General features: G+C 68.3%; 12 protein-coding genes. 5 read left to right on the top strand and 7 right to left on the bottom strand.

The features are described 5' to 3' along the window. Positions 1-10: 10 nt before the first annotated feature. On the top strand, positions 11-1,207 hold the full coding sequence (icd, locus tag RIE08_18520; GenBank protein ID MEQ8719601.1) for an NADP-dependent isocitrate dehydrogenase: 1,197 nt from the start codon (positions 11-13) through the stop codon (positions 1,205-1,207). Positions 1,208-1,263: 56 nt separating this feature from the next. Next, positions 1,264-2,253, top strand: coding sequence for a malate dehydrogenase (locus RIE08_18515; protein ID MEQ8719600.1), 990 nt, complete (start codon positions 1,264-1,266; stop codon positions 2,251-2,253). Between the two features lie 50 nt (positions 2,254-2,303). Here RIE08_18515 and RIE08_18510 read toward each other — a convergent pair whose 3' ends face one another. Both RIE08_18510 and RIE08_18505 read right to left on the bottom strand, forming a co-directional pair. Continuing rightward, positions 2,304-2,690: a hypothetical protein gene (locus RIE08_18510; GenBank protein ID MEQ8719599.1), complete on the bottom strand. Its 387-nt coding sequence runs from the start codon at positions 2,688-2,690 to the stop codon at positions 2,304-2,306. A gap of 3 nt (positions 2,691-2,693) precedes the next feature. Further along, the gene (locus tag RIE08_18505; protein ID MEQ8719598.1) at positions 2,694-3,272 is read right to left on the bottom strand and encodes a superoxide dismutase; all 579 of its coding nucleotides are present in this window, start codon (positions 3,270-3,272) and stop codon (positions 2,694-2,696) included. 53 nt (positions 3,273-3,325) lie between these two features. Here RIE08_18505 and RIE08_18500 point away from each other — a divergent pair, with 53 nt between their 5' ends. Beyond that, positions 3,326-3,898: a hypothetical protein gene (locus RIE08_18500; GenBank protein MEQ8719597.1), complete on the top strand. Its 573-nt coding sequence runs from the start codon at positions 3,326-3,328 to the stop codon at positions 3,896-3,898. A 214-nt stretch (positions 3,899-4,112) separates the two neighbouring features. On the opposite strand, the gene RIE08_18495 is transcribed toward RIE08_18500, so the two are convergent. Then, positions 4,113-5,039 (bottom strand): DUF368 domain-containing protein, encoded by a 927-nt coding sequence (locus tag RIE08_18495; protein MEQ8719596.1) that lies wholly within the window; start codon positions 5,037-5,039, stop codon positions 4,113-4,115. 26 nt (positions 5,040-5,065) lie between these two features. Between RIE08_18495 and RIE08_18490 the strand changes: the two genes are divergently transcribed. Beyond that, complete coding sequence (locus RIE08_18490) at positions 5,066-5,983, top strand: alpha/beta hydrolase (GenBank protein MEQ8719595.1); 918 nt, start codon at positions 5,066-5,068, stop codon at positions 5,981-5,983. On the opposite strand, the gene RIE08_18485 is transcribed toward RIE08_18490, so the two are convergent. The 4 genes from RIE08_18485 to RIE08_18470 form a co-directional block, all read right to left on the bottom strand. Next, the gene (locus RIE08_18485) at positions 5,949-6,725 is read right to left on the bottom strand and encodes a succinate dehydrogenase/fumarate reductase iron-sulfur subunit (GenBank protein MEQ8719594.1); all 777 of its coding nucleotides are present in this window, start codon (positions 6,723-6,725) and stop codon (positions 5,949-5,951) included. The two genes, RIE08_18490 and RIE08_18485, sit on opposite strands and share 35 nt — an antisense overlap. A 12-nt stretch (positions 6,726-6,737) precedes the next feature. Beyond that, positions 6,738-8,660 carry a fumarate reductase/succinate dehydrogenase flavoprotein subunit gene (locus RIE08_18480; protein ID MEQ8719593.1) on the bottom strand — a complete coding sequence of 641 codons (1,923 nt, stop codon included), beginning with the start codon at positions 8,658-8,660 and terminating at the stop codon, positions 6,738-6,740. Continuing rightward, positions 8,657-9,487 (bottom strand): succinate dehydrogenase cytochrome b subunit, encoded by an 831-nt coding sequence (locus RIE08_18475; protein ID MEQ8719592.1) that lies wholly within the window; start codon positions 9,485-9,487, stop codon positions 8,657-8,659. The genes RIE08_18480 and RIE08_18475 overlap by 4 nt, the downstream gene beginning before the upstream one ends. 182 nt (positions 9,488-9,669) lie before the next feature. Then, a complete protein-coding gene (locus RIE08_18470; GenBank protein MEQ8719591.1) occupies positions 9,670-11,835 on the bottom strand; it encodes a hypothetical protein in 2,166 nt (721 codons plus the stop codon). An 80-nt stretch (positions 11,836-11,915) separates the two neighbouring features. On the opposite strand from RIE08_18470, the gene RIE08_18465 reads away from it, so the two are divergent. Further along, a complete protein-coding gene (locus RIE08_18465) occupies positions 11,916-13,334 on the top strand; it encodes a sigma 54-interacting transcriptional regulator (protein MEQ8719590.1) in 1,419 nt (472 codons plus the stop codon). The last annotated feature ends 1 nt before the right edge of the window (position 13,335 follow it).

Genomic DNA, 13,335 nt, shown 5'->3' with positions numbered 1-13,335 from the left:
ATCCGCCAATATGGCTGACAAGATCCACATGAACGACGACGGGACGCTGGTCGTCTCCGACAACCCGATCATCCCCTTCATCGAGGGGGACGGCACCGGCGTCGACATCTGGCCGGCAGCCAAGCTGGTTCTCGATGCCGCCGCGGCGAAGTACGGCAGGACGGTCGAATGGATGGAGGTCCTCGCGGGCGAGAAGGCCTACAACGCGACGGGCAGCTGGCTCCCCGACGAGACCGTCGACACCTTCCGCGAGTACCTCATCGGCATCAAGGGCCCGCTCACGACACCGATCGGTGGTGGTATCCGCTCCCTCAACGTCGCACTGCGTCAGATCCTCGACCTCTACGCGTGTGTCCGCCCCGTGCGTTGGTTCGAGGGCGTGCCCTCGCCGGTGCGTCATCCCGAACTCGTGGACATGGTCATCTTCCGGGAGAACACCGAGGACATCTACGCCGGCATCGAGGCCGAAGCCGGTTCACCGGAGGCGACGAAGCTGCGTGAGGCCGTCCGGGAGATCTTCGGCCGCGAGATCGGCGCCGACGCCGGCATCGGCATCAAGCCCATCTCCAAGAGCAACTCGCAACGCCTGCAGCGCGCGGCCCTGGCGTACGCGATCAAGCAGGGACGCAAGAGCGTGACCCTCGTGCACAAGGGCAACATCATGAAGTACACCGAGGGTGCCTTCCAGCGGTGGGGCTACGAACTCGTCCGTGAGGAGTTCTCCGACGTCGCCGTAGGTTGGGAGGACTGCGGCGGCGACCCCGGCGACAAGATCCTCGTCAAGGACGCGATCGCCGACATCGCCCTCCAGCAGGTACTCACCCGGCCTGCCGAGTTCGAGGTCATCGCGACGATGAACCTCAACGGCGACTACCTCTCCGACGCCCTCGCCGCTCAGGTCGGCGGTATCGGTATCGCGCCGGGCGCCAACATCAACTACGACACCGGCCACGGCATCTTCGAGGCCACCCACGGCACGGCGCCCAAGTACGCCGGTCAGGACAAGGTCAACCCTTCGTCGGTGCTGCTGTCGGGGGCCATGATGTACGAGCACCTCGGCTGGGTGGATGCCGCGCACGACATCTACCGCGGTGTCGAGGCGACCATCGCCGACAAGGTGGTCACCTACGACTTCGCCCGCCTGATGGAAGGCGCAACCGAGGTGAAGTGCTCGGAGTTCGCCCAAGCCATCGTCGAGCGTCTCTGAGTCCCCCGAACACCGACCATTCCGACCCCTAGAAGATCCTCGACGAGGAGGACCCCATGACCAAACCGCCCGTTCGCGTCGCCGTCACCGGCGCCGCCGGTCAGATCGGCTACGCGCTGCTGTTCCGTATCGCAAGTGGCCACCTGCTCGGTGAAGACCAGCCGGTGATCATCCAGATGCTCGAGATCACCCCGGCGCTGGGCGCGCTCGACGGCGTCCACATGGAACTCGACGACTGCGCGTTCCCGCTGCTGGCCGGGGTCGTAAAGTCCGATGACGCCGATGTCGCTTTCGGCGACGCCGACTACGCGATCCTCGTCGGGGCCATGCCGCGCAAGGCGGGAATGGAGCGGGCGGACCTGCTCGAGGCCAACGGTGGCATCTTCGGCCCCCAGGGCCGGGCCCTCAATGCGTCGGCGAGCCGCGATGTGAAGGTGCTCGTCGTCGGCAACCCCGCCAACACGAACTGCCTCATCGCCCAGAACAGCGCCCCCGATCTGGATCCGGCGAACTTCACCGCGATGACCCGTCTCGATCACAACCGCGCGATGAGCCAGCTGTCAGCGCGTGTGCAGCGCCCGGTCTCGTCGATCTCGAAGATGACGATCTGGGGTAACCACTCCTCCACGCAGTACCCCGACCTCTACCACTGCGAGGTCGACGGCCAGAACGCCGCCGCTCTGGTCGGCGACGAGGCGTGGATCGCTGACGAGTTCATCCCCACCGTCGCCAAGCGTGGCGCGGCGATCATCGAGGCGAGGGGAGCGTCGTCGGCCGCTTCCGCGGCCAACGCCGCCATCGACCACGTCCACGACTGGGCCCTCGGGACCCCCGAAGGCGACTGGACGTCCATGTCGGTAGTCTCGGACGGCTCCTACGGCGTTCCCGAGGGGATCATCTCGTCGTTCCCGTGCACGACCTCCGGCGGTGCCTGGGAGATCGTGCAGGGCCTCGACATCGACGGCTTCAGCCGGGAGCGCATCGACGCCTCGGCGGCGGAACTCGTCTCCGAGCGCGACGCCGTGTCCGAGCTCGGTCTGATCTGATCCGGTCGAGCCGATTTCGTCAGGGGCCGGGCCGGGTGGCCCGGCCCCTTTCAGTTCTCGTCGGCGTCGACCGGCACCGCCGCGATGGCCGCCTGGATCACCGCGATGTCGGCTTGGGCCTCGACGAGTGCGATCGTGTCTCCGTCGACGGCGATCGTGCCCATCAGCATCTCCTGGTGGGCCTCGCGTTCACCTCTGATGAGGCCGAGGGCCACGGAACGGTCCATCGTCACCGTCGCGGTCGTCGCGGTCGTTGTTCCGGCCGACGCGCGGTATCCGGCCGCGTCCGCACGGACGTGGTAGCTCACGGCCGAGCCGTCGCGGTCGACCATCCTGTACTCGACGACGAACCCGGTCGATGCGCCCTGTGGACGCGCAACAGCCCGGAGTGCGCCGTCGATCGCGTCGACCCACTCCGGGCTGGCGAGAGCAGGCACGTCTCAGCCGAGGTTGGCTGCCGCGTGCTCCCAGTTGACGAGGTTCTCGAGCCACGTCTCGATGTACGCCGGGCGGGCGTTCTGGAAGTCCAGGTAGTACGCGTGCTCCCAGACGTCGATGGTCAGCAGGGCGGTCTTGCCGTGCGCGAGAGGCGTGTCGGCGTCCTTGGTCTGGACGATCTCGAGGCCGCTGTCACCGCTCACGAGCCAGGTCCAGCCCGAACCGAAGAGAGTGCCGGCCGCAGAGGCGAACTTGGTCTTGAACTCGTCGACGGAGCCGAACGACGCCTCGATGGCGTCCTTGAGAGCGCCGGAGGGGTCGCCGCCGCCGTCCGGGCTCATCGAGTTCCAGAAGAAGGTGTGGTTCCAGATCTGAGCGGCGTTGTTGAACACACCACCCGAGGCGCTGGTGACGATGTCCTCCAGGCTCTTGTCGGCGTCGGGTGTCCCCTCGATGGCGGCGTTCAGCTTGTTCACATAGCCGGCGTGGTGCTTGCCGTAGTGGAAGCTGAGCGTCTCGGCCGACATGTGGGGCGCAAGAGCGTCCTCGGCGAACGGAAGCGGGGGAAGTTCAATGGCCACAGCGGGACTCCTCGGGGTCGGTTCTTCCTTGGACCGATTCTTACCCTAGTCATGTGACACGAAACTCACCCTCTCCGCACGACGAACATCGCCACGTTGCGGACGGATCGCCGCGATGGTCCGAGCGGATCGCCCTGTCGGCGACGTCGGACGACGAGCGGACGGGTGTCTCCATCGACTGGATCGTCGCGGACGCGCAGGGTCGGGGGGCGATCGACGTGCGTCTCACCCGCGCCGGGTTCCCGCTCGTCGTGGTCGTCGATGACGACCTTCCGGCGGCGTCGAAGGGGCGTTTCGAGCTTCGGGCCCCGGCGCTGTGGGTCGACCTCGTGGTCGAGACACCCCTCGCGCACGTGACACTGGGGCTCGAGGCGTTCGGTGTGGCCGTCGGTGAAGGTGCCGATGTCGGCCCGGACGTGCGGGGTGATCGCACGCCGCTGGGCCTCGACCTCGAGTGGGAGACCTCGGCGCCGCCCGGAACCATCGTCGGCGGCTACGCGATCCCGTGTCGGGTCCACGGGGAGGTCCTCGTCGCCGATGGCGCCGTCGAGGTGACCGGCAAGGGGGCCCGGTCCCATATGTGGGGGTCCGCCGCCGGGCCGGAGCCCGGAACTGCGACGCCCTAGAAGACCTTGGGCGAGCTGGCGCCGCTGTGGTTGGACCCCGGGGCGGCGCCGGCCGCCGTGGGAAATGCCACCGCCATCACGAGCAGCGCAACCGCCAGCTTCAGGAACCTCGACATCGACGCATCTCCGTTGCTTCGCCGTTTCGACCCGGCGCACCCACACCGGCTGTGGTGAGGCCGCGCGATGACCGTGACACCTTGGCCTTTCCTGAACCTCAGCTCCCCTTGTCCCGGTTCCCGAGAGCGGTCCCCGCCATGACCGCGATGAATCCGAGGATCGCCGCAATCGTCGGTCCCGGCAGGTCTGCGGTGGCGGGCCAGTCGAGGCCCGTGCCGTCGACCACGTCTGCAGCGTCTTCGGCGATGATCCCGACACCGTTCGGCCACGGCCACAGGACCCGCAGTGATCCGGCCATCAGTCCGATCAGCGCCGCCAGCAGCGGGTTGCGCCACCGGTCGAGAGCTCTGCCGAGGACCGTGGAGAACAGTGAGAGGCCCACGGCGGCTCCTGCCGCGAACACGATCAGGTCGGCCACCGCGCGCTCGTTGACCGCCGCGAGCACCGGCGCGTACATCCCGAGCATCAACAACAGGAACGACCCGGAGATCCCCGGCAGGATCATGGCGCAGATGGCGATCGCGCCGGCCCCGGTGAACTGGATGACGCTCGGATCGGCGACCGGGCCGTTCGACAGGCCGAGCAACGCGAAGGTGGCCAGCGCGACCGTCGTGGCGAGAGCGGCTTCCACGCCCGTCCACCGTCGGACCATCCGCGCGGCGACCACCACCGAGGCCGCCACGAGACCGAGGAACAGGCCGGCCATGACCTCCGCCTCCTCCTCGAGGAGGTGGTCGATGAGCGCCGACAGCGCGCCGATCGCGACGAGGATCCCCACCAGCAGTGGAACGACGAGGCTCCACTCGACCGCCGAAAGGTCCTGGCGCGCCTGTGCCGGGCGGCCTCTGAGAAGGCGCCCCGCAGCAGAGGCTGCCCGCCGGACGGATTCGACCAGGCGCTCGTAGATGCCCAGGACCAGCGCCACGGTGCCGCCGGACACGCCAGGGACGATGTCGGCCGCGCCCATGAGGAACCCACGTAGGGCGTTGCCCGCCAACGTCGCCACAGGGATGTCTCGCCTCACTGTCGACGGAGCGTATCGTCGCCACCATGACCGGCCCGGGACACCAGCGACTGACCGTCGCCGTCGATGACGTCGACCTGCATGTCGAGGTCACGCACCGGTCGGGCTCGTCGCGGCAACCGGTGCTGCTCGTCTCGGGGGCCGACTCGCCCGCGAGTCGTTGGCGACCACGCCTGGTCGACGGCCTCGGCGCGGCCGGGCACACGGTGATCCGCTACGACCACCGCGACATCGGCCGTAGCGGCGCGTCGGGAGTCCCCTATGACCTGCACCGCCTCACCGCGGACGCCGTCGCGGTCCTGGACGCGCTCTCGATCACGGCTGCGCATGTGGTCGGTTCCTCGATGGGTGCGATGATCGGTCAACTTCTCGCCATCGACCACGGTGAGCGGGTCGTGTCGTTGACGGTGCTGATCTCCTCTCCGGACCCGGTCAGCGGTGCGCTGTCGGCCCCGTCGGACCGGTACATGGAAGCAGCGGGGGAGATGATCTTCGCTCCGCCCCCCGTTGACGACGCTGAACGGGTCGAGCGGATCCTGGCGGGTGCCCGCCTGTTGACCGGTACGCGCTACGACTTCGATGAGGACTTCCTACGCCGCGACGCAGTCACGTCGATCGTCGAGAGCTGGACACTCGAGTCCGGGCATCTGAACGCAGTGCTCACGACGCCGGCGTGGTTCGACCGACTCGGACGGCTGACGTGTCCGGCCCTCGTGGTCCACGGCACAGAGGACCCCCTGTTCGGGGCCGACCACCCCGAGGCGTTCGTCGACGCGGTCCCCCATGCGTCGCTGGAGATCGTCGAGGGGCTGGGGCACGAGGTCCCCGACGGTCTCGTCGGGGACCTTCTACCGACGTTGACGGCGCATCTCGCCGATGCCGAGCCGGTCGGTGGCGCCGAGCCCGGTGTCAGTTCTTCTGACCGGTCAGACGACGGTTCTTGAAGGTCGCCTTCACGTAGTCACGGTTCATGTAGGCGATGAAGTCGAGCGAGATCTCCTTCGGACAGGCCTCCTCGCACTCCCCGTGGTTCGTGCAGGAGCCGAAGAACTCCTCCATCGTGTCCACCATCGCCTGGGTCCGTTGCCAACGCTGCGCCTGGCCCTGGGGCAACAGGTTGAGGTGCTCGACCTTCGCCGCGGTGAACAACTGGGCGGCGCTGTTCGGACACGCGGCGACGCAGGCTCCGCAGCCGATACACGCCGCTGCGTCGAATGCCGAGTCAGCAGCCTCCTTCGGGACGGGGATGAGATTCGCGTCAGGCGCACCGCCGGTGTTGACCGTGATGTAGCCGCCGGACTTGATGATCTCGTCGAGGGGCGAACGATCCACCGCGAGGTCCCGGATCACCGGGAAGGCGGCGGCCCGCCACGGCTCGATCGTGATCGTGTCGCCGTCGGAGAACTTCCGCATGTGCAACTGGCACGTCGCGGTGCCCTTCTGGGGGCCGTGCGCGCGTCCGTTGATCATCAGCCCGCATGTGCCACAGATGCCCTCGCGGCAGTCGGACTCGAAGACGACGGGCTCGTCGCCGGCGTCCTGGAGGTTCTCGTTCAACAGGTCGAGCATCTCCAGGAACGATGCGTCGTCGGGGACGCCGGAGATGTCGTGGGTCGTGAACCGACCCGGGTCGTCCGGCCCGTTCTGGCGCCAGATCTTGAGGGTGAGGGAAAGCTCGGTTGACATCTGATGCTCCGGCTACTTGTAGGACCGCGTGGTCAACGCGACGTTGTCGAAGTCGAGTTGTTCGGTGTGGCGGACGGGGTCGGAATCGGGACCTGTCCATTCCCAGGCGGCGACGTGGGTGAAGTTCTCGTCGTCGCGCTTCGCCTCGCCCTCGGGGGTCTGGTGCTCGACCCGGAAGTGGCCGCCGCAGCTCTCTTCACGTTCGAGAGCATCGCGGGCCATGACCTTGGCGAGTTGGAAGAAGTCGTTGACCCGGCCGGCCTTCTCGAGGCTCTGGTTGAGCGTGTCGGCGGAGCCCAGCACACGGACGTTGGAGTGGAACTCGGCCTCGAGCGCCGGGATCTCCGACAGGGCCTTCTCGAGCCCTTCGCGACTGCGTTCCATGCCGATGTAGTCCCACACGATCCGGCCGAGTTCGCGGTGGTAGTGGTCCACGGTCTTGGTGCCGTTGATGGACAGCCACTGCTTCGTGCGGTCCTCCGCCTCGGTGACGGCGGTCGTGAAGACCTCGTGGTCGGTCGGCACGGGCTTGTCGCCGAGAAGGGGCGCCAGGTAGTTGCCGATCGTGTACGGAGCTACGAAGTAGCCGTCGGCGAGACCCTGCATCAGGGCCGAGGCACCGAGGCGGTTCGCTCCGTGGTCCGAGAAGTTGGCCTCGCCCAGGACGAAGAGGCCGGGCAGGTTGCTCATCAACTCGTAGTCCACCCACAGGCCACCCATCGTGTAGTGGGTGGCGGGGTAGATGCGCATCGGCACCTCGTAGGGGTTCTCCCCGGTGATGCGCTCGTACATGTCGAAGAGGTTGCCGTACTTGGCGCGGATGGTGTCCGCCCCGTCGCGCGCGATCGCATCGGCGAAGTCGAGATACACGCCGTTCTTGCGTGGACCCACGCCGCGTCCCTCGTCGACGACGGTCTTCGCGTTGCGACTCGCGACGTCCCGGGGTACGAGATTGCCGAAGGCCGGGTACTTCCGCTCTAGGTAGTAGTCCCGCTCGGCCTCGGGGATGTCACGGGCTGCGCGGGTTTCGTCGAGGTTCTTCGGAACCCAGATGCGGCCGTCGTTGCGCAGCGACTCCGACATGAGCGTCAGCTTCGACTGGAAGTCGTCGCTCGGCGGGATGCATGTCGGGTGGATCTGCGTGTAGCACGGGTTGGCGAACAGCGCCCCCTTCCGGTGGGCGCGCCACGCGGCCGTGACGTTGCACATCTTGGCGTTCGTCGACAGGAAGTAGACGTTGCTGTACCCGCCGGTGGCCAGCACCACCGCGTGGGCGCTGTGCGAGGCGATCTCGCCGCTGATCAGGTCACGGGTGACGATCCCGACGGCGCGGTCCTCGTGGGTGACGAGGTCGAGCATCTCCGTGCGGGTGTTCATCTGGACGGTTCCGAGCGCGACCTGGCGCATGAGCGCCGAGTAGGCGCCCAACAGGAGTTGCTGGCCGGTCTGGCCGCGGGCGTAGAAGGTACGTGAGACCTGTGCGCCGCCGAAGGAGCGGTTGTCGAGGAGGCCGCCGTACTCGCGGGCGAACGGGACTCCCTGGGCGACGCACTGGTCGATGATGTCGACCGACGTCTCGGCGAGGCGGTAGGTGTTGGCCTCACGGCTGCGGTAGTCGCCGCCCTTGATGGTGTCGTAGAAGAGGCGGTACGTGCTGTCGCCGTCGTTCTGGTAGTTCTTCGACGCGTTGATGCCGCCCTGCGCCGCGATCGAGTGGGCCCGCCGGGGGCTGTCGTGGTACGTGAACAGCCGCACGTCGTAGCCGAGCTCGCCCATGGTCGCAGCAGCCGATGCACCGGCGAGGCCGGATCCGACGATGATGACAGTGAACTTCCGCTTGTTGTTCGGGTTGACCAGCTTCATGTCGAACTTGTGGTTCGTCCACTTGTCGGCCAACGGTCCCTCGGGGGTTCTCGGATCGAGTGAACCGATCATTGCGCGGCCTCCTCTCCCTCGAACTGTCCCGACTCGATCAGCCGGACCACCGAGCCGTTGTCCTCGTCGATGACGTCGGCCTGGACCATGATCGGGAAGCTGAGGTTGCCGACGAGGATCACGAGGGCGAACCCCTGCGCGAAGCGTCGGCGGGCGTTGTTGTACTTCGGGCTGTTGATCCCGAGGGTCTGGAACATGCTCCAGGCCCCGTGGTAGATGTGCAGCGCCAGGGCGATGTTGGCCACGATGTAGATGATCGCGACGCCGATGTTGCCGAGGCTCGCGGTCACGTTGTGGTACGGGTCGCCGCGCACGAAGTCGGGGTTGAAATGCCCCCATGTCAGATCGGCGAGGTGGTACACGAGGAACAGGCCGATGATGATCCCGGTCCAGCGCATCGACCGTGATGCGTAGTCGGCGGCGATGTAGTCCCGACCACCCTCGTACTGCTTGCCCCCGCCGGGCACCGTCTTGGGGTTCGCCCGCTGGTTCATCCGGGTCAGCGTCGCGGCCGAGTGGATGTGCAGAGCGAACATGGCGATCAGGCCGATTCGCATGGCCCACAGGAGCCAGGTGCGGGGGACGAAGTGGCCGCCGAGGTCACGCAGGGCCTCGCCGTACTCGTAGGTCTCGAAGGGCCCCTCGTAGAGATGGAGGTTGCCGATCATGTGGACGAGGATGAAGCCCAGCAGGCCGATCCCGGTGAGCGCCATGACCCACTTCTTGCCGACCGCGGTCTGATAGAAGCTCAGTGGCCACGGGAGCCGGATGCGGGGCCCCTTGTTGACCGGTCCCGCAGCCTCGGGGCGGGACATCGTTCTCGCCATCGTCTGTTCGTCCTCCGTATGGGCGCAGCGCCGCGCCCGTGGAGTCTGCGATGTGCGAAGAGATCCAGGGGGCGGCCTAGTTCCGGAGGCAACGCTAGTGCCGCCGGCGCGTGACTGCGAAACCCCACGGGCGTCGATGTGGAGGCGGGGCGCCCTCGGTGCTGTCGGCGTGGGGTCCGGGCTCAGGTGGCTGCGGCGTGGCCGATCTCGCAGCGGTAGCCGTTCGTCGCGAGGTCGGCCCCGTCGACGCGCAGCGTCAACTCGAGGGTGGCGGGGCCCGGGGTGGCGGGAACCACCCAGCTCAGGGTTCCGACCCGGGCGACCGTGTCCGGCTCCACGGGACCCGTCCAGCGTTGCTCGTGCGCGCCGCCGGGCCAGACGAGGCGGGCCGTCACGCGCCCCTCGGTCAGGGGCGCGCGGGTGTCGTTCACGACGTGCACGTCGACGGCGACGGTGTCACCGGGGTTGGCGGTGGCGGGGAGCCGGTCGGCGACCACGATCACGGGGCGGTTCGCCTCGCGCACCGCGGCGTAGGCGGCCTTCGGGCGGCGGTCGGCGTCGAGCAGCGAACACGACACCGCCGGCTGGGCGTCCGCCAGGTAGTGAACGCAGAATCCACCGGTGGGCGAGAACCGGAGCCGACGGAGTTCCTCGATGTGTCGGCGCAGCAGCGCGGCCTGGTAGTCGCGGGTGGCCGCCGCCCACGACCCGATGTCGGAGTGGTCCCCAGGGGGGACGTAACGCTCGAAGAGGTGCCGCTGGGCGCCGAACCGGGACTCCAGCGCATCCCAGTCCAGGGCGCGGGTGGGGTCGCCGTCGCGTACGACGCCGTCGGCGGGTACCGACTGGGCCCCCATGGCGGCGACGAAACGCACCGAGATCGGGAAGCGCCGGGCGAGCGCCGCGAGGTCCCGGCCCGAACCGCGACCCCAGCCGAGCCAGAGGTGGCTCGGATCTCCGAGGAGCGGGGGCCACACACCCGAATGGGTGATGACGGGCCGGGTGCCGTCGGCACGCGTGATCATGCGCCGCACGCGGCGGTCCAGCACCGACTTGTTCCACTCCGGCATCTGCTGCGCCGCGATCCGCCGTGCCCGACCCAGGGGGCCGGCCGCCTCGCCGGGGCGGGGGTTGGCGGTGTCGGTCGGCTCGTTGTGCGCGCACCACACGATGATCGACGGGTGGTGCGCCAACTCGTCGACCATCCGGGTGGCGAGCCTCAGGGCGGCGGGCCGCACCGTTCGGGCGTAGCGGTGCTGGAGAGGGAAATCCTGCCAGACGAGGAGCCCGCGCCGGTCGGCCTCGCGGTAGAGGTGGGTCGGTGCGACGTGGGCATAGACCCGTACGAGGTCGAAGCCGGCCTCGACGGCGAGATCCAGGTCAGCCTCGATCGCTGCGTCGCTGACGTAAGCGGGCGTGATCGACGTGGGGTAGAGGTTCACGCCCTTGAGGAAGACCCGCTCGCCGTTGATCGAGAAGACGAGGTCGTCGGCGGTGACGGTGCGGATGCCGGTACGTACGACGTGGCGGTCGCTCTCGGTGTCCCCGTCGGCGGTGGACACCACGATCTCGAGGTCGTAGAGGGGTTGGTCGCCCAGTGCGGTCGGCCACCACAGCCTCGGGCGTCGAACGACCACGGACTGGGTGATCTCGTTGGGGCCGGCCGCGAGGGGGTGGATCTCCGTGGACTCGGCGACGATCATCCCCGGTGAGTCGGCGGGACGTACCGAGACCCTCACCCGCGCGTCGCGGAGAGTGTCGCTGTCGAGGATCAGGCGCATCTCGAGCCGGGCGCGTTCGGGGTCGGCCGAGGCACACACGACCCGCGTCCGTGTCAGAGAGATCGGCCCCGTCTCGACGATCTCGACCGGGCCCCATATCCCGCCCGGGTTCCAGTCCCGCGCTATGCCCGTGGCGTCGCCCCACAGTCCGGTGACGGCCCGCTTCATGTCCAGGTCGGGCTCAGGTGTGGAGACGACCTCCATCGCGATGGAGTGTTCGGAACGGGCCGTGAGGGCGTCGGTCACCTCGAAGCGGTGCGGGACGAACGATCCGGTGGTCGCGCCGACGTCGTCGCCGTCGAGCCAGATCTCCGAGCTGTGGTGAACCCCCCGCGCGATCAGCCACGCACGACGCCCCGGGGCTGTCGAGGCCGTGAAACGGCGGTGGTGCACGACCGGGCCGTCGGAGTCGGCGAACGCGCGATGGGTACGCCAATGGCCCGGGATCGTGACCTGCTCCCACTCGCCGGAGTCGAAGTCGGACTCCACGAGCGCCCGGCGGGAGGCTTCGTCGGCCTCGGCGGCGCGCCATGCGCCGCTCAGATCGATCGTGTCGACGACGCCCATGTCGCGACGCTACCGGAGGGCCGTCTCGAAGTCCTCGGGGCGGCCCCTCGCCGACGCGGGGCTGAAGGTATGGTCCGGACATGACACGTCCGGGGACGCTCGCGGAGCTCAGGGAATCGGGCTGGGACTCGATACCGATCAAGGAGGAGATCCGCCGCAACACCATCAGCCGGATCCGTGCGGGGGAGCAGCTGTCGACGGGCATCATCGGTTACGAGGACACCGTCGTGCCCCAACTCGAGCACGCCCTCCTCGCCGGGCACGACATCATCCTGCTGGGGGAGCGTGGTCAGGCGAAGACCCGCATCATCCGGTCCCTGACGGCGCTGCTCGACGAGTGGATGCCGATCGTCGCCGGCTCCGAGGTCAACGACGACCCCTATGCACCGGTCTCGCGCCACGGACGCGACCTCGTCGCGGAGATGGGTGACGACACCCCCGTCGAATGGGTCCACCGCGACGACCGTTTCGCCGAGAAGCTCGCCACCCCCGACACGTCCATCGCGGACCTCATCGGAGAGGTGGACCCGATCAAGGTCGCCGAGGGCCGCTACCTCTCCGACGAGTTGACCCTGCACTACGGGCTCGTACCCCGCGCCAACCGGGGCATCTTCGCCATCAACGAGCTTCCGGATCTCGCGGAGCGGATCCAGGTCGGACTCCTGAACGTCCTGGAGGAACGCGACGTCCAGATCCGCGGGTACCGGGTCCGGCTGCCGCTCGACGTTCTTCTGGTCGCTTCCGCCAACCCGGAGGACTACACCAACCGGGGCCGGATCATCACGCCGCTCAAGGACCGCTTCGGCGCGCAGATCCGTACGCACTACCCCCGTGACATCGACGTCGAGATGGACATCGTCGCCCAGGAGGCCCGGTCCTTCGACGAGGCCACCGACGGCGTCACGGTCACGATTCCGGATTTCATGGCCGAGATCGTCGTGACGGTCAGCCACCTCGCCCGCCAGAGTCCCCAGGTGAACCAGCGCTCGGGTGTGTCGGTGCGCCTGTCGGTGTCCAACCAGGAGACGCTCACGGCGGCCGCCTCGCGGCGGGCCCTTCGTGCCGGCGACACCGCCGCGGCCCCCCGCATCTGCGATCTGGATGCGCTCGTCTCGTCGACCCTCGGCAAGATCGAGATCGAGAGTCTCGAGGAGGGCCGCGACGCCGAGATCGTCGAGCACCTCGTGAAGGCGGCCACCCTCGACGTGTTCCGTGCCTCGCTCGACCCCGACGACTACGCGGGCCTGCTCGACGCGTTCGACGGCGAGGTGGTGGTCCATGCGGGCCCGGATGTGGCCGCCGCGGACCTCGCCGAGACCGCGAGGTCGCTCCCCGAACTCATTGCGGTCCTCGGCGCGCTCGGCTACGAGGACGCCGATCTCGACCGACCCGAACTCGTGGCGAGCGGTGTCGAGTTCGTCCTCGAGGGTCTGCACCTCGCGAAGCGCCTGAACAAGGACACCGCCGGCACGGCGGCGGTGTTCCGCGGGCGGCGCTAGG

Source organism: Acidimicrobiales bacterium (assembly GCA_040219085.1).
GTDB lineage: Bacteria > Actinomycetota > Acidimicrobiia > Acidimicrobiales > JAVJTC01 > JAVJTC01.
This window is presented reverse-complemented; position numbering and strand designations above follow the sequence as displayed.